This window comes from Porphyromonas sp. (assembly GCF_030529325.1).
GTDB lineage: Bacteria > Bacteroidota > Bacteroidia > Bacteroidales > Porphyromonadaceae > Porphyromonas_A.
Genome location: NZ_JAUMXC010000011.1, coordinates 1 through 17,993 on the forward strand (window position 1 = coordinate 1; position 17,993 = coordinate 17,993).

General features: G+C 47.2%; 12 protein-coding genes. 7 read left to right on the plus strand and 5 right to left on the minus strand.

Annotated features, from left to right (window positions below):
* Positions 1–509: IS982 family transposase (locus Q4A14_RS02985; RefSeq protein WP_303169829.1), on the minus strand; the 509-nt coding region annotated here is incomplete at its 3' end.
* A 443-nt stretch (positions 510–952) separates the two neighbouring features.
* Between Q4A14_RS02985 and Q4A14_RS02990 the strand changes: the two genes are divergently transcribed.
* Both Q4A14_RS02990 and Q4A14_RS02995 read left to right on the plus strand, forming a co-directional pair.
* Positions 953–2,035, plus strand: coding sequence for a sugar-transfer associated ATP-grasp domain-containing protein (locus Q4A14_RS02990; protein ID WP_303169830.1), 1,083 nt, complete (start codon positions 953–955; stop codon positions 2,033–2,035).
* A gap of 49 nt (positions 2,036–2,084) precedes the next feature.
* Complete coding sequence (locus Q4A14_RS02995) at positions 2,085–3,431, plus strand: DUF5686 family protein (protein ID WP_303169832.1); 1,347 nt, start codon at positions 2,085–2,087, stop codon at positions 3,429–3,431.
* 26 nt (positions 3,432–3,457) lie between these two features.
* Here Q4A14_RS02995 and Q4A14_RS03000 read toward each other — a convergent pair whose 3' ends face one another.
* The 3 genes from Q4A14_RS03000 to gcvH form a co-directional block, all read right to left on the minus strand.
* A complete protein-coding gene (locus tag Q4A14_RS03000; RefSeq protein ID WP_303169833.1) occupies positions 3,458–4,861 on the minus strand; it encodes a metallophosphoesterase in 1,404 nt (467 codons plus the stop codon).
* Between the two features lie 160 nt (positions 4,862–5,021).
* The gene (purE, locus tag Q4A14_RS03005) at positions 5,022–5,528 is read right to left on the minus strand and encodes a 5-(carboxyamino)imidazole ribonucleotide mutase (RefSeq protein ID WP_303169834.1); all 507 of its coding nucleotides are present in this window, start codon (positions 5,526–5,528) and stop codon (positions 5,022–5,024) included.
* Complete coding sequence (gene gcvH, locus Q4A14_RS03010; protein WP_303169835.1) at positions 5,525–5,905, minus strand: glycine cleavage system protein GcvH; 381 nt, start codon at positions 5,903–5,905, stop codon at positions 5,525–5,527. Before gcvH ends, purE begins: the two co-directional genes overlap by 4 nt.
* A gap of 505 nt (positions 5,906–6,410) precedes the next feature.
* Here gcvH and Q4A14_RS03015 point away from each other — a divergent pair.
* From Q4A14_RS03015 to Q4A14_RS03035, 5 genes are all read left to right on the plus strand, one after another.
* Positions 6,411–9,458 carry a SusC/RagA family TonB-linked outer membrane protein gene (locus Q4A14_RS03015; protein ID WP_303169836.1) on the plus strand — a complete coding sequence of 1,016 codons (3,048 nt, stop codon included), beginning with the start codon at positions 6,411–6,413 and terminating at the stop codon, positions 9,456–9,458.
* A gap of 12 nt (positions 9,459–9,470) precedes the next feature.
* The gene (locus Q4A14_RS03020; RefSeq protein ID WP_303169838.1) at positions 9,471–10,928 is read left to right on the plus strand and encodes a RagB/SusD family nutrient uptake outer membrane protein; all 1,458 of its coding nucleotides are present in this window, start codon (positions 9,471–9,473) and stop codon (positions 10,926–10,928) included.
* Between the two features lie 257 nt (positions 10,929–11,185).
* Positions 11,186–12,400 (plus strand): DUF4929 family protein, encoded by a 1,215-nt coding sequence (locus tag Q4A14_RS03025; protein WP_303169839.1) that lies wholly within the window; start codon positions 11,186–11,188, stop codon positions 12,398–12,400.
* 4 nt (positions 12,401–12,404) lie between these two features.
* On the plus strand, positions 12,405–15,338 hold the full coding sequence (locus Q4A14_RS03030) for a pitrilysin family protein (protein ID WP_303169840.1): 2,934 nt from the start codon (positions 12,405–12,407) through the stop codon (positions 15,336–15,338).
* Positions 15,304–16,152 (plus strand): ChaN family lipoprotein, encoded by an 849-nt coding sequence (locus Q4A14_RS03035; RefSeq protein WP_303169841.1) that lies wholly within the window; start codon positions 15,304–15,306, stop codon positions 16,150–16,152. Before Q4A14_RS03030 ends, Q4A14_RS03035 begins: the two co-directional genes overlap by 35 nt.
* Before the next feature lie 84 nt (positions 16,153–16,236).
* Here Q4A14_RS03035 and Q4A14_RS03040 read toward each other — a convergent pair whose 3' ends face one another.
* Positions 16,237–17,901, minus strand: a complete 1,665-nt coding sequence (locus Q4A14_RS03040) for a leucine-rich repeat domain-containing protein (RefSeq protein ID WP_303169842.1) — start codon at positions 17,899–17,901, stop codon at positions 16,237–16,239.
* Positions 17,902–17,993 lie beyond the last annotated feature (92 nt).

Below are 17,993 nucleotides of genomic sequence, written 5' to 3' on the forward strand. Positions count from 1 at the left end.
GTGATTTGATATTTGATGATTTCTCCCTTGTCATTGATGACAATGTGTAGCTTAAAGCCATAAAACCAACCCATGGTACACTTCCCTTTTTGAGCCAAGCCTTTCATTGTCTTATGTCCTTGAACTCGTTTGACATGACAGACTCTCAGTGGGGTGGAGTCGATAAAGGATATCCCTGTACATTCGCCTAAACAGCACATATTCAGGAATGCTGTGAGCTTGTATCCCACTTTACTTTGTAATTCGACAAAGCGATTGTAAGAGACAAGATGGGGGAATTCAGCTCGACACGAGTGAGTGATATATTGCAGATAAAAAGCCTTCAGATCTCGATACCTTGAGAGATGAAATAGTATGAGAATGGTCATTACCTCACCGTCGGACATCCGACTCTTCCTATTTCTACGCTTTTTGCCCTCCTTTTCTATGGAGTTTTCCTTGATAGTTTTGTCAAAAAACTTCGAGAAATCATCTACGATGCAAAAAATATCAACTATATTTTTCTTCATAAAGTGGTGTTTTATTTGTGTGTGTCATCTTGGCTTTCAGATACTAATACACAAATAATTCGCCACTTTTTCAATTGTAAAACGAACAATATTAGGCACTTAATGCGGTTGGTGGAATAGTTTTATTTATCGTTTTCTTACGTCGAACTGACGTTAATACAGACATTTGAAGACTCATTCTTCGCAGCGAGAGGGAAGGCACAACAAGAAAACCGGAGATGATTATCCAATTTTATTTTCATAGAAGATCATCTATCGTCAATCAGCACATATCCCAGACCCATCTTTCATTCTAAGATTTAGAGACAAAAAGGTATAATCAGTCCAGATCTCAGGAAACAGTGACAAGTTTGGTGCAACTATTTTAGCCCAAATGCATTTAGAGTCAAAAGACTCTGTACTTTTTGTCGTACTTTTGTAAAATAAAAACATTAATGATCAATATGAGACGTTTACTAAATAAACTCGTGTATTTGGAGAAGAAGAGGAGGCGAGACAGGGCCATCAAAGCATACATGAGCCATAAGGGAGAGATACCACGACTTTCAAGGGAAGAAGAAGCCAAGGCTAAGGCAATATGGAATGTATTTGGGCTTCCATTCAATACGAATTGGCACAGGTACTTCAAGCACATGACGGGAAAGTTCGATGAACGTTCTGTCCCACAAGACATTTGGAATCTTTTTGAAATAGCCCTAAATCCGACCGAGTACAGAGATGCATTCCAGCACAAAGTTCTGTGCTACAACATACTACCCGCCGGAACTCTACCGTATCCCATCGCAGCGATAGTCAATGGCGTGACTATGGATGGGAGTCTTTCACCTTGCTCACATGAAGCATTTGTGGAAGCTCTATGCAGAGAGGGGCGTGTGGTTGTGAAAGTAGCTACGTTTACAGGCGGAGGCAAGGGAGTACGCCTCATCGACTTCGGATCGATGACAAAGGCAGAGGTATCAGCATTCCTTGAAAACACCCTTGCGGATCGGAAGGATTATATCTTTCAACGTGTACTCAAAACTTCCGAGGACTTTTCACGCTTCAATCCCCTATCGACCAACACGATAAGAGTCATCACTCTGAACATCAATGGCAGAACGACCCTTGCCTCTTCATTCCTGAGGATGGCGACAGATGACAGGATCAACGACAATGCGGGCGCCGGAGGAACAATGGTTGCAGTACATCCGGACGGGCAGTTGCACCACTTTGGAGTAGACAATGCGATGGCTGAGAAAAGGTTATCCTCACCTACGGGATTGATCTTTTCTGAATTAAAGTTGGAGTGTTATCAGAAGTTGGTTGATAAGCTTATCTCTCTACATGAGAAGTTGCCCTACCTCGGGTTTATTGCGTGGGATGCCACCGTGGATGAAGACGAAGAGGTCAGAGTGATAGAGATGAACCTCGACTCGCAGGAGCTTGAGTGCCACCAAGCATTCAACGGAGCAATCTTTGGTGAGAGGACCCAGGAAGTAATCGACTACGTATTGAGACGAAAGTTCAAGCGTATCAAGGTGTTTTGATCGAGACTAAGCAAAGAAGAGCCGGAACAACTACAACATAACCCTCAGGATGACAACAAGACGTAGCACGATATATTACTTGATAGTAGGAGGTTTCCTCTTATTGGCAGGCAATCTCCGTGCACATGCTCAGGAGTTTGACTGGGGGAGGATGGAGCGTTGGCGACCTGACTACCCCTATGATGAAGATATGGGGTACAGGTTGTTGGATGTATTGAGCCGGTACAGTTCGAACTCCAAGAGTTCTTATCGTCTACTACCACAAATTGCCTTTGGACCCAATATATCTTTGGGAGAGAAAACCGTCTTGGGCTTAGATGGCATAGCGAACCTTATCCCGGATTACAACCAAATAGATGGAGTGTGGTTGGGATATGAGGTACAACTGTCTCACCGCCTGGATAAAGGCAGAAAGTTGATGTTTCGCAGCTCCCAAAACTACACCACAACGACCAAAAAGTGGTTCAGCGAAAATAATATACTGTATTATCACAGCCCGATGAGGGATGGACTCTTGATACTTTCGGGAGGACGCACATCAAGAGAGACAGTACACATGGCTCCTTATGAGCTCTTCACGGAGCAGTTTGTCGGCCTCTTGGGGAACAACTCCCACATCCGTCACTATGCAAAGTGGTATGGGGCGATACGTCACAAACTTTATCTCACACCACGTTTGAGATATACGGTGCTTGCTCAGTGGGAGGTGAGAGAGCCTCACATGGCAGACGATCCGATACATTTACGTCATCGCTCATTTGTTTCTGAAGCCGGGCTCGTATATAGCTTAACCCACACTGACCCATACATAAAAGTATTTCCAAGCCCCATCGTGATGCCTGCAGGACAAGGAGGCTTGGAAATAGGGCTTACCCTTCGCTCAGCAATTCCGCTGTCCAAGAGGGAGACACAGATATATAGCGACTACAAAATGTGGGAAGCCTATGCACGCACGGCTCGAACCATTGCTCCCGACCACAAAGTAGACATCACGGCTCTCGCAGGAGGTTTTTGGGATCAAAGGTGGCAAAGCCTCTCAGACATGAAGCACTTCGCCCGCACCGGTATATTTGGACGCAACAACTTCAGCGAGGCATGGAATACACTACCGGATGAGTGGATGGGGACGAGCAGATGGTTTGCTACAAGCGCCAACTACTGGAGCAACAGCTTTTTCATCAGTCGCCTCATGGCTATAGATGAAGCCTTACACTTCCGCAGCCTGCACTTACCCAAGGGACAGACTTATCTCGAAGCCGGGTATTCGATAGGATTCGGTCGTATGGGCCGGATGGGGCTTTTTCTCTGGGGAGACTTGGTCCATCAGATGCAGATGTCTCTAAAAGTCAGTCTCCCCTTTATCTTCCTTGTAAGCACATGGAGTGAGCGGTATTGAAAAGACACACCGCTTTGAAGTTATTGCTACTTTGAGAGACGCTTATTGATGGCTTCTTGATAAGCTGCGAGCTTCTTTTGCCCTTTCTTGTCTGAGCCAAAATGATCAAAAAGGAATAATTCGGGGATGTCCTTCGCCTTATCGGTGACTGTGATCATCCCGCTTGAAGCATCACGAGACAGCACCAATTCGTCATACACCTCACCACTGTACCTGAGCGAAGTGTACAAAATGCTGTCAGGTGTCACTCGCACTGTCTGGTATAACTGCAAGCCCGATCCGAGGCGATCATGTATATCATCGAAGCCATTTCGATATAGCTTGGGCGAACTACAACTAATCACATACACAGGTGTTGTGCGCTCGCCCTCTTTTGCCCCGGGAGTGGTGATGCGAGAATAAGCGTGATCGTGCCCCTGAAGCACAAGATCAGCACCATACTCGACAAGGACAGGCTTGAAGATATACCTCATCACCGGATGACTCCTCCTCGCTCTCACGCAGTGGACAGCGTGGTGATACATGACGATCTGCCAAGGCTGCTTTGACGAAGAGAGCACTTCTTTGAGCCATGCACGATGACTCCGGATATCTGATATGGAGTTGATGCCATTGCTGTCTATCACAACAAATCGTGCCAAAGGCGCATCAATATAGAAACTCCGCCCTTCAAAATCCTCTGGTCCATTATCCGGAAAGTTATACTGTGGTACCCAACGAGGGTCAAGTTCTCTGCCAAATCCTTTCTTGAGATACTCGTGATTACCTGTTGCCACGATCATAGGCATCTCTGCGGTATATCCTTGCCAAGAGTCATACCATACCCGCCAATATTCATCCGTCGGTCCCTCTACCTGATCTCCTGCAAGGGCAAAAAAGTCAGGTCTGTTGAAGGTCGTATCTCCCCTAAACTTTTCGAAAAGACCGGTACTCATCTCTCCATCCGGATCCTGAACATCTCCGAGATAAACGAAGTTCATCACCGAGTCGGGTCTATGAGGCATCACGAGGGTTGTCTTGGCTTCGAGAGAACCCACCCTCAAACGCACATCATAAGTTTCTCCCGAGACCAGTTCCCTCATTGTGGCGTGATAATAAGCCCCCTGCCCCGCTCTGCTGCGAACGATGACACCATCAGCATCGAGTACCTGCCAAGCCTCCTCCGAGAGGCTGTCTCTGAGGAGACGGTAAGCCAACTTTCCCTCCTTGATTTCCTCTCCACAGAGCCAAGACACCGTCCTCTCCGTGCCAAAATCCGCACCCGGAGTGATCGTCACCCGATCTATCCGATCGGCTATGGTGTAAGGGTCCTCGGGACTGTTGGCAAACCAAGCATTCCACCTTACCTTGAAAAGGATGCCGGAGCCTACGATAAGTACAAGCAATATGATGAGAGCAATACGCCACTTCCTATTTCTCTTATTCGCCATAAAGTGCAAGATATAATATGTAAGATATCGGACACAAAAGTATATATTTCTAACCAATCACAGAGATTTTCACAGAAAAATCCCCCAAGCACGGCTTTGCGCTTGGAGGATTTCCTTATCTCTCGCACCTCCTCTGCAGGAGACGCAGATATATTATCTTTTAGTTGGTCTTGTAAGTATACTGAATGCCCGAAAGCTCTTCGTTGGCCTTCACGATCTTGACCTTGAGATCCTCCTTGTACTGAGCATAGCGCTTAGCCAACTCACCGTCAGCAAGCGAAAGCATCTGTACAGCAAGGAGAGCCGCGTTGTGAGACGCATTGATACCCACTGTAGCCACAGGGACACCCGGAGGCATCTGTACGATAGCGAGAAGGGCATCGAGACCTTCGAGAGAGGCACTGATGGGCACACCGATGACCGGCAATGTCGTCATGGATGCTATGACCCCACAGAGGTGTGCAGCCATACCTGCCGCAGCGATGATCACCTTGACACCTCTACCCTCAGCCTTTGTCGCAAACTCCTCAACTTCCTTGGGCGTACGGTGGGCAGAGAGGGCATGCACCTCAAAAGGCACGTGCATCTCATCAAGGAGATCCATGGCTTTCTTCATCAATGGGAGATCGGAAGTGCTCCCCATGATGATACTTACTACGGGCTTCATTGCTTGATAAGATCCTGATAAGCCGCAGCTGAAAGGAGACCCTCAACTTCAGATGGTTCGATGACCTTGACCTTTACGATCCAACCCTTACCGTATGGATCTTCGTTGACAAGTTCAGGAGCATCTTCGAGAGCTTCATTCACTTCGAGGACTTCGACAGCTACAGGAGTGAAGAGGTCAGATACAGTCTTTACAGCTTCGATAGAGCCGAAAGCATCATCAGCGTTGAGCGTATCTCCGACAGTGTCAACATCAACATATACGATCTCACCAAGTTCCTTCTGAGCGAAGTCAGTAATACCCATGTAAGCCACGTCGCCTTCAAGTCTGATCCACTCGTGATCCTTTGTGTACTTTAGATTTTCAGGAAAATTCATAGTTGTAAATAATAAAAGTTAGATATTTTGGTTTTTTGTGTAATCTTCATGCTTGAATATAACCGGCCAAAGATACTACATATATTTCAGATATAAAAGATGACCGACATCAGACAAACGACACAGACCATACCCGCCTGCCAAGATCAAAAAACAGACGCCATTCGGATCGGATCTCGGAAAGGTATAGAACCTTCGAAATCAAGATGCCTACCTTGATGAATCAAGTTAGACAACCTTTTTCACTGCCTTATCACACATAAATTAGAAAAGAGTAAAGATCTTGTAATTAGGAGTACTTTCTCCACCCTTATTTTAAAGTTCTCTGAATCATGTGTGATGGACGGCGGAGTCTCATACAATGCTTTGAGGGCTACAAATGGACGACAAGTACCTATATATGAGTATTCAGCAAGGCATAATTCATGATATTTTGTGATTGATGGGAGTTGTCGGAGTCTATAACTTTGTCCTCTTAAAGAGCACTCGATATACTAAAGTCTTAATGAAACATCAATACCTTATATTTCTTCTCCTCTTGGGGCTTTGTCTCCAAGTCCGGGCTCAGTCAAACCAACGTTCATTGAGAGGCTCTGTCAGAGATGAGCAGGGCGAATCCCTTCCGGGTGTGAGTATCCGTGTCAAAGGCAAACGGGTCGGCACCATGACAGATGCCGAGGGACGATACACCCTGACAGGAGTGTGGCAGGAGGGAGATATCATTGTCTTCAACTTCATGGGGATGAAGGAGTTGTCGCTCACCTATACCGGTCAGAAGGTGTACAACGCGGTCATGACGCAGGACACTCATGCTCTGAAAGAGGTCGTGGTGATGGCTCGACAGAACATCAACGAACTTGACATACGTGCCAAGTCGGGCGTCGTGCAGCAAGTAGATATGAAGCGTCTCAACAGCAAGCCGATGGCCAACATCGGGCTGGCTCTACAAGGCTCTATCCCCGGACTTGTTGTCACAAATACGGGGGACTTGGGGCAAAAGCCTAAGATCCGCATCCGTGGCAATTCGTCCTTTCGCAAAGGAGATATTGCCAACGAACCTCTTTATGTCAAAGATGGGCAGGTGATCCCGGCGGAGACTTTTTTGGCCTTGAATCCTATGGAGATCAAAGAGATAAAGGTGCTCAAGGATGCTGTCGCTTGTGCCTTGTATGGAATCAAGGCAGCCAATGGTGTCATAGAGATCACTTCCCTACGTGGGAACCCTGACGGTGGACTTACCACAAATTACAGTTTCAACATGGGCATCACAACTCGTGGACGGAGGGGTATAGAGATGATGGATACTGAGGAGAAGCTCGAACTTGAGAGAAGACTACAAAATCCGGCTGCGCCAGGCTATCGATACAGTGAAGATTATTTCAGGAGGTATCATGGCACTTCTCCTGACCTTGATAAGATGATACTTGAGGGAAGGGCTGTGCTCGACTCTCTGAGGGGTATTCATACGGATTGGTTCGACGAGTTGATACGTCTCAATACTTACCAACAGCACAACTTGAGTGTGCGGGGTGGGACAAAGAAGACATCTTATGCAATCTCTATGGGCTATGTGCATCAAGGGGGGCGTGTCGAAGGGAATAGCACTCAGCGATTCACGACGACGCTTAGTTTGGATCAACAGTTGGGACGGATAGGGTTCCTCTCCCTCGGTGTCAATGCAGGCTACGGGCGCACGGACACGCCTAATGGAAGTGACGAGACACCCGCAGATCTTGTCTACAAACTCAATCCTTATGAGACAAAGAGAGGTCGTTTGTACTCTTTTCCAAAGGGAGATTATACATATAACGACCTATTGTTTCAGTACCATAAAGAGGGGACAGACAAGCGTGGAGGCCTCACAGGAAGTCTTAACTTGAAGCCTTTTGCAGAGCTATCCATCGATGCAGTAGCCGGGATTGATATTGTGCTGAACGAAGAGATGACACTCGTCCCATCCACTTCCATCAAGGAACGCAACAGTTATGAGAAAAAGGAGACTCTCGGCAAGTTGACTAAAGACAAGTCCGTCATTACCAACATATCGTCCAACATACGAGCAACGTACAACAAAGTATTTGCCCAAAGACATGATCTCACTTTGGGAGTCAATATGGACTACTACCTCACCGATATAGACATGGCCGGCATCATCGGCTACGGCGTGGGAACAATAATGTCCCCGGCCCTCATCAACCATGCGCTGACAGGAGACAGACGTCCGGGAATCTCTTCTTCAAAAAATAAAACAGCTCAACTGGGAATGGGGCTCGTGGCGGGATACAGTTATAATGAAATCTATGACCTGTTTGCCACCTACAAAGTAGACGCGTCGTCGGTACTCCCCAAGGGAAAACGATGGAATAAGGCTTGGGCGGTAGGCTTGGGCTGGACACCCGGTAGATATTCGTTCATGAAGGACAATAATGTAGTCACTCGCCTCAATCTGAGGGCGTCTTACGGACAGATAGCCAACCTTGCAGGTGTATCGGCAGAGGAGACGATCGGCACCTTTTCGTATCTGACAGACTACTACTCTACCTCTAGGCTGCTACAACTCCGAGCTCTGTACAATCAGTCCCTAAGAGCGGAACAGACAGTCACGACGGACATCAGCCTGTCGATGGAACTTTTCAAGCATCTTTCTCTCGAAGCCAATATCTATCGTCGAGAAACCAAGGATGCATTGTTGGATGTCCCTATACCCTTGTCCAACGGTTTTCAGACCATGAAGAGGAATATAGGCGTACTCCGAAACGAAGGTTATGAGATCAGTTCGCTCGTCAAGATATTGGACGGACAAGACCTTAGACTGTCTCTACGAGGGTCTTTGGCATATAACAGGAATAAGGTTGTCGATCTCTACTATACCGATAGACTATATACGGATGAATCTGCACTCGTCCCCAACTATGAGGTGGGCAAGGCCTACGATATCCTCTTCGGATTGAAATCTTTGGGCATCAACCCCATCACCGGTCTGCCTACATTTCGGGGAGCCAATGGAGAAGAAGTGCCTGCCACACAGAATGTCGTCCGCGAAAACATCATTGCCTTGGGACACAGCACCCCACCTTACAGTGGATCTCTGAACTTCAGTCTTACCTACAAAGACTTTGACCTTGACATGGACTTTTACTACGTCTTTGGAGGTGTAAGGGCGCACAACTATACTTATATCCGTTGGGCGGACAACGCTTATCTGAATGCCGCCAAGGGACAGTTGGAACACATGTGGTTCGAGAAGGGAGACATCCGGAAGCGTTACCACTCTCCTTTTTACAGCGCCTCTGCAATCCATTCGCTACAATTTCCCAACACAAGGACTATCGCAAGGAGTGACTTCCTCCGTATGTCGATGCTCTCACTGCGCTACCGCATACCGAGTGCCTTTTTGCAAAAGGCCGGTCATATCGTCAAGTATGCCAGTGTAGCCTTCCAAGCGTCCAACCTCTTTACCCTCACGCCTTACAGTGAGTCTGATCCGGAGACAGGATCTTTGGCAGGCACATTGCAGCCGGTGCTGACGCTGAACCTTAACCTGACCTTCTAAAGTATTGCCGAAATGAAGTACAATATCCTCTCGAAAATCCGCTGTCTACCGAAGATCTGCTACCGCTTTGCACTTTATGTGTCGGTATTGCTTTGCTGTGTGGATTGTTCGCTCGATCTACCATACGAAAATCAGTTCTCCGACCCGGACGCCATCACGAGTCCCGACAGAGCACGAGAACTCCTTGCCACGGCATACGCACAGTTGCCCGATCCTTCTTTCGAGCTGTCTGTATTGAGCGATGACTTCGAGCCCACGGATCTACTCCCACGCAATACCGAACTCACCAACCTCTATAAGTGGCAACCCGCTGCTATCGAGGTGTTGTCCTTGTCACTTTGGCAAGACTACTACAATGCGATTGCTATAGCCAATACCATGTTGGATCGAGCCGCTTTGCTCACCGACTTGACGGCCAAGGAAGAAGCGGCCTTGCGGAGTGTGACTGCCGAAGCAAAGGTGCTGAAAGCCTATTGTTTTTTCAATCTTTTGAGGCTTTTTGCTCCTGACTATACAGAGGGAAGCGAACGCGCAGGAGTGCCATTGAAAAGGATCTTGGAGCTGGAGTTTCTTCCCCGAGCAGACATCAAGACCTGCGTGGAAAGTATCCGAAGTCTGCTCAAAGAGGCCTTGGAGAGCGGTTACACATCAGGCGGAGAGTACTGGTTTTCGCCACAGAGTGCGTACTACCTGCTCGCGGAGGTAGCACTCTATGCACAAGATTACCCGGAGGCTGTTCATTATGCGGAAAAGGTCATCGAGGGACAAGGGGGCTATGAGACTTTGAACGACAGATCCTATCAGGCTCTTTGGACTGACCGTGGATGTCCCGAACGCATTTATTCGCGTTTCATCAAAAAGCCCTACTACACCGACATCAGCATGACCCGAGCAAAAGGGGACTATGTGACAGTAAACCAATCTCTGATGAGTCTGTACTCCCCTACCGATATCCGGCGCGATGCCACGGAGTTTACCTACCGTCTCAAAGACGACGATCTGAGCGATGAAGAGTCCAAGAGAAAAGGATTTGGGAAGTACAACAGGGAAAACAAAGAAGACCGCACTTTCCAGACCGTGACCCGTTATCGTGTATCGGGGGCTTGCTTCATCCTCGCAGAGGCTTACTGCCGTAGCGGAAACGAGGGCAAAGGGATAGAGGTGATGAACGAATACCTTTCTCGACGAAAGGCGGAACTCTTCCCCTCCAAAGGCCTTGCCGGAGATGATCTGCTTCGGGCTGTATTACAAGAGAAGTGGAAGGAGTTTCTCGGAGAGGGGGGGCGTTTCTTTGACCTGAAACGTTTGAGACGGACGACGCTCAGCAACTGGAATAAAAAAGAACCAATGCTCGCGACGAAAAGAATCACGGAAGACGACTATCGGTGGAACTTCCCCATACCGAGACGGGAATACCTCTACAACGATCAGATGATCCAAAACGAGGGTTGGCCCAGGATAGAGCGATGAGTATCTCTCGGGAAATAATGCTGAAAAGAGTGAACTCACTTTGAAGGATATAGGAGTCATGAAAAAAAGGTTGTCTAACTTGATGACGAAGGTTGTCTAACTTGATGCGACAAGTTAGACTCCTTGATTTCGAGGTTTAGACATCTTTATTCGGGAGGGGATAATTTTCATGTCGGAAATATGTTGTAACACGTTTTTTCAAGATTGGAGCCTGCTCCCGAGCCTTTCACAGATGACGAGACAAAAATACAGGAACTATGAAGAGATTATTTACTTATACAATACCGTTACTACTCCTCTCCTTGCTACACATTTCGTGCACCAAGGAGGAGATAAACGATGACTACGAAGGACTGAACCAAGTCTACCTGAGTATCTTGGGAGAGACCACCCATCTGGATGAGGCAAAGGAGAGAGCCTTGACGGTCGAAGTCCTTCTGACCAAACCGAGAGCGCAAGTACAATTCCTGAATTTTGTTCTCATGAACGACGAGCAGGAAGTCATAAAACTCGAAGACAATCCGGTCAACATCCCTGCAGGGGAAACAAAAGGAAGATTTACAGTGCATTCCAACCGAAAGAATATCCTCACGAGAGACACCCTCCTACGTATCGGACTGTCTGAGGTCCCCGAGGGGATGAAGTTGGCCCGTGAGCTGTTGGTGCGTGTGAAACCGAACCCTGCCAACATACCACTGACCGATCAACAAAAGGCTCTGATAGAGAGCTATAAGAAAAAGTTCGGCATAGATCTCATGCCTTGGATCGGGGCTGTATCGTGTCACACCAAAGTCATGAGTCCGGCAGGGGGATATACAATACCCTTTTCGAAAGCCTTTACAAAGGAGTACAAGGGAGAGTCAGTCATAACCCTGAGCGAGAAGGCCACCGGGGACGTCCCTGTCTTGAAGATGGTAGATGATCCTCTTGGGCTGACGAGCTACATGGAGTGGGTCTTGCAGCAGGAGACGGTCTTCAATGACGAGTTTTGGTTCAACCCCAATTCAGGTCCCAATTACAAAATCATCACCGGACTCCTCGGATGGAACAAGGAAAACCCCGGCATATTCTCCATGACTCTGGACGACATCGTACTCAAAGACATATCGAAAGATGCCGCCACCCTCGAATGCAAGGGAACGAAGATAACCGGAGGGGGAGACATCACACCGACCATCCCGTTCCGGTACACGTTCTCCCCTTGGGAAAAACAAAAGCGACTGATCGCCGAGGGTAATCAGCAAGCAAAGGACTTGGAGGATGCCGATGGGACAGCCAATCCCGACCACTACCTGATGATCTGGTCTGTGGATAAGGATGAGATAAACGACGGGGCCGAGACAGGACACTTTATCCTTCCCCGGGGAAAGATCGACTTCAAGGAAAGAAAGCTGACCTTCCAATTCGCCATGAGTCACAGCATGGCAGGAGACTACACACGAGTATATGTCACTTACGAAAAAAACAACTAAACAGATGCTACGTCATTGGACCATCATAGTAGCGACTTGCATCGCCTCTCTACTACTCCACAAAGCATATCCACAGACAACCCCCATAGCCCTCCCCTCAGGCACGGTCGAGGGTCGGCTGGACAACGGATTTCATTATCTGATACTGCCCAATGCCACACCTGCGTCCAAGGTGGAGTTTCGGCTGATCATGCGTGTAGGCTCTCTTCAGGAGACAGAGGAGGAAAAGGGGTGTGCGCACTTTCTCGAACACGTGGCCTTTGGTGGGACGACGAACTTCCCGAAACGTACCATGGTCAAGACTCTCGAAAAACTTGGGATGAAGTATGGGCAAGACATAAATGCCCTCACAGGATTTGATCGTACCATCTATATGTTTGCCGTCCCGGTAGATAACCAAAAAGACATGGTGATCTCCAACTCCTTGCTCATCATAAGAGACTGGTTGGACGGCATGACCATCGATCCTGAAAAGGTCGAAAACGAAAAGGGGATCATCCTCGAAGAACTGCGTAGCTATGAGCTGGGAGATGAGTTTTATTCGCTCAAAATTGGAAATGGGTTATTCGGCAGGCGCATCCCTCTTGGCAGTGCCGAGGACATACAAAACGTCACTCCCAATAAGCTCAAACAGTTTTATCAGAAGTGGTATCGACCCGAGTTGGCAACTCTGGTTGTAGTGGGGGATGTCGAGCCCCAAGAGATAGAGCAAAGGATAAAAGAAAGGTTCTCTTCCCTGAAGCGTAGCCCTTCCCCCATCAAACGCTCTCCTCAACCTCTTGAATATTCTCCCGAGATAAGTCTTTCGGAAGTACGAGACAGCCTACGCTCCACCTCTCGGATGGAGTTCATCATCCCTCACCCTTGTGTGGTCGAACACACCCTTGATGATGCAGTGCTCAAGCAAAAAGGGAGGTTACTGATCAAGGCCATAAATGCTCGTCTACAAGCACAAAAACTCTCGTGCGATGTATCGGATCAATGGTACCTGAGCGACAAAAACCATTTTGTGATTGCCATAGAGGGTGGAGACAAACAAGAACTCCTCCATCGGATGACAAAAATCGTAACCGAATTGAACTGCCTGGCGCGTGATGGATGGGATCCGAAGGAATGGCAGTATATAAAGAATGATTTCTATTGCAAATACGAGAGTTGCGAGGCGCTTCCATCATCTCGTCTTTCGTCGGCTTGGTGCGATGACTTCGTGGACTATGTCATCTCCGGCGACAAATACATGAGTCATAAGAGTGAGCAGGAACAAGTCAAAAATGCCCTCAAAAAGGTCTCCGGTAAAGAGATACAGGAACTACTGAGTGAAAGGCTTTCGCATAGGGAAAAGTCCCTCTTGGTAGCATATATCAACCACACTAATTCTGACAATACTTTAGTGACTAAAGAGATAGAAGATGTATGGAAAAGAGGGCTGACAGCTCCTTGCAGCCCCTACAATTATATCACTCGGCAACAAGAGCAAGAGAATACATCTTGCTGCACACCTGCATGCTTGTCTGTCAGACCGACATTTCATCCCGCATATATTACGGAAACAAAAGTGTATGAACAAACAGGTATCCACGAGGTTACGCTAAGAAATGGGATCAAACTTGTACTGAAACCCACCACCTTGTCAGACTCTACATTGTTATTGACATCTTTTGCTCCGGAGGGGTTGTCCTCGATCCCCGAGGCAGATTATCCATTGCTTGAAGGGACAGCCAGTTATATGGATATGGGAGGGATTGCCAAAGCCTGCAATGAACGTCTGAACGACTATCTATACAAAAACGATATTGCCCTCTCCACAGTGATAGATAATCATTGGCATGGCTTCATGGGTATGTCTCCGACAAGTAACGCAACGGAGTTTTTCAATCTCATTTATGAGAAGATTATAGACCCCAAGCTCAACTACGAAGACTTTGAAGAAAGTAAAAAGGAGCAATTGTCTGCATCCGGTCGGGAGACGACACTCAAGAAAATGTTGAAGCGAGACACTCAGCGCATGCTTACTGCTCGTATCAACGAACTCATGGGGAGAGCCTTGCCCGCCTCACTAAGCCAACCAACAGCGGCAGAGTTGCATCGACTGAATCTTGATAGCATTGCGACATTTTACAAGAGCCTATACACTCGCCCCGAAGGTACTACCTATATCATCTGCGGCAACTTTGATCCCGAAGTCGTGACAAAGCAATTTGCATCGGTGTTTGGTCGAATGCCTTCCTCTCGGACAACAACGCATCGGAACTATTCAGACTTCAGACTACCACAGGAAAAAGTCTCCGAACACTTCTTCGGAGCAGACGAAACACAGACACTGTTTGATTTTCTTTTCTTCGGACACTACCAGCCCGGTATGCACAACACTTTGGTGTTGAAACTAATGTGCCACATCATCCGCAATCGTTTGATTTCTGTCCTCAGGGAGCAGGAGTCCCTCGTCTATTCACCCTATGTCACATTGGAATATGAAGCTATTCCGTGGGGAACATTTTATTTTGACATCAATGCTTCGACAGATCACAAAAACATGAAGCAAATAGAAGCCCTGCTGTTGGACATCCTGCGTAACCTGCAACACGAAGAAGTCGAGGAGACGGAGTTGGAGAGTCTCAAACGCTCATTTCGCATCACGAAGCGCGAGACATTGAATGAAGCCTCTCCATCAGCATGGCGCACCACATTGACAACCCTGCTGAAAAACGGAGAGAGCATTGCGGACTTCGACCGCTATGAGCACCTCCTTGCCGATATTACACCTGCGGTACTGCGCCAAGCCTTCGGAGAACTTTTGGACTTGGATAAATACGTACTTTTGTACATAAGTAAAAAAACATTCGATAATAACAAATTGGATAAAAATGATGATGAGACTTTTATATGCATTGTGCCTATGTGTAATGTGCCAGGCAGTGAGCCTTGGACAAGTAGATGAGAAGCCGTCTTATACGCTCTTTGACAACACGGGAAAGAAGATCACGTATAGCGCCTTGATCAAAAAACTATCCGCATACGATGCCGTGTTTTTGGGTGAGATACACAACTGCCCCATCTCTCACTGGTTGGAGTTTGAGATCACACGCTCGCTCTACAACATCCACCAAAACAAACTGACTATCGGAGCAGAAATGCTGGAGAGCGACAATCAAATCATATTGGATGAGTACATGAGTGGCAAGATCACATCGGACCGCTTCGAGGCCGAAGCCCGCCTATGGCCCAATCACAGCACCGACTACGAGCCTGTCGTGTACTTTGCCAAGGAGCATTCGATACCTTTCATCGCAACGAATATCCCACGACGATATGCCAATAGCGTCAAAAATCACGGCTTCGGCATACTCGAGACTCTTTCGGATGAGGCAAAAAGATACATCGCTCCACTGCCGATACCTTTTGAGTACAACGAGAAGGAGAGCCAAGCCGTATTCGGAGGCATGGGTATGATGGGAGGAAGGAAGTCTCCTGAGGAAATCCGACGCTTCGCAGAAGCTCAAGCTATCAAAGATGCTACCATGGGGTGGTTTATTGCCAAAAATTTCCGACATAAGTTTCTGCATATAAACGGCAGCTATCATACAGAGCGAAAAGAAGGGATCATCCCTTATCTACTCCATTACCGTCCCAATACAAGCGTTGTCACAGTGCTTTTTGTAAGACAAGAGTCTGTCTCGGCTTTGGATGAGGAAAATCTCGGACGAGCTGATTTCTATGTATGTATACCCGAAGACATGGTGCACAGCTACTGAGCACAAAAAAGAGAGGGCGTCAAAACAAAATTTGACGCCCTCTTTTTGTATCTAAATGATATTGTCTACGGTTGATTACTTCGATTACAAAGTCAACTCTCCGATGATGTAAGGATTTGCTCTACCGAAGCTGTCGAACTTCCAACCCAAGACACTTGTGCAAATGACACGGTATTTACCCTTGCCCAAGATAGTATAGATACCATCTTCCAACTTATAGTCGCTTGCAGAAGCATCACTCCACTGTGCATCGTCCCACTTTTGGACGACGGCAGAAAGTCCCAATTCCGTAATCTCTTCCGCAGCGTTGATCTGCTTCTTCTCAGCATCTACACGTCCAATGAGAGATTGAGGAGCAACCTCCCAATTACGGAGTTCTGTAAGTCTCTCTTCTATCTCTTTCAGTTTCTTTGCCGAGAGGTGGTTATTTTTAGACTCCAAGTCTTCGAAATACTCTACATCAGACTCATTTGCCGATACATTTAGCGTTTCGAGTTTGTTGTCATTGACGAGGAGACGCTCCATTTTAGGCATGTGTGTCACATCAAGAGACTTCAAAAGATTATTGTTCAGAGTAAGTAGGTAGACTTTTTGAACTTCCTTAGGAAAGTCAAGCACAGATAGCTTGTTGCCGGATAGATTTGCCTGTTCGAGCTTCACATTTTGACTGCCAAACTTCACCGAAGTAAGAGCAGAGTCATAGGCACTTACTTTTTTCAATGCACCGAAAGAGGTCAGATCCAATTCCGTCATGCCGGTTTCGTTCAAGTCAAGTACCGTCAGTGCCGGCAGAGAGAGAGCTACACTTGTCAATGCTTTATTATTGGACGCATCCAATTCTTTCAACGCCAGACATTCTGAGACCTTGAGCGATGATATCTGGTTGTTACCCAAGAATAGTGTCTGCAACTTTGCCATACCCTTGAGCTCGAGAGTTCCCACGAGTTTATTAGAGTTCAGAGTAAGAGAGGTCAGCTCAGGTAGGACAGTCTCCAACACAAACTTTTCCATTCCGAGATCCCTGAGGTATAGTCCATTGAGACTGCTCAAGTCACCCTTTAGGACAAATTCTTTGATCATTGTTTCCTCTGTCTTGGCTTCATCATCCTTTATCCTGAACTTAAGGTTGCTCTGCTCCTCAAACGCAGGCAAGTCAGCCAGTGCTACCTTGTCGATGGCATCACCACCCAACATGATCTCTGTCATCTGAGGCATCGCTTGGACAGTTACTTCTTTCAGAGCCTTTCCTCCTTGGATGTCGATGCTCTCCATTTTTGCCTTACCGGCACCACTTACACGGACAGTCTTGAGCATCGGTTGCCCTATGATGATAAACTCCTTGAGACCTGCAGAAGCGACATCTATCACTTGCAAGTGTGCCAAGGTAGCCTTTGGATCCTTGCTACCATCAAGTTTGAGCACCAAGTCTGTGATGGTAATATCTTCTTTGAGGCGAAATTCACGGACGGCATACTTTCCTTTGTCATCCTTTACCCATGTGAGCAGGACACCTTTCCACTGTTCGGGATTCTCTCCTTCAAACAAGTGTGCTTGAGGATTGGCCTTGGCGATCATACGGAGCACGTCTATGTCCGCCGGTGCACATTCGGCAATAGTTACCGGAACTTGTTTTGGGGGTTGTGGGGGATCGACCTTGGAGTCTTTTGAACAAGCACTGAAAGCTCCGCCCAACATGATGGCGATGGCACAGAGCAATACATAACCCGAGAATGTTTTTTTTCCTTTCATCAGACGATTAGAATTTATTAGACTGTTAATGTTTTAGTTTAAGGAAACACAAAGTTCGTTCGAAAAAAAAGCACTGACAATAACTAAATAAA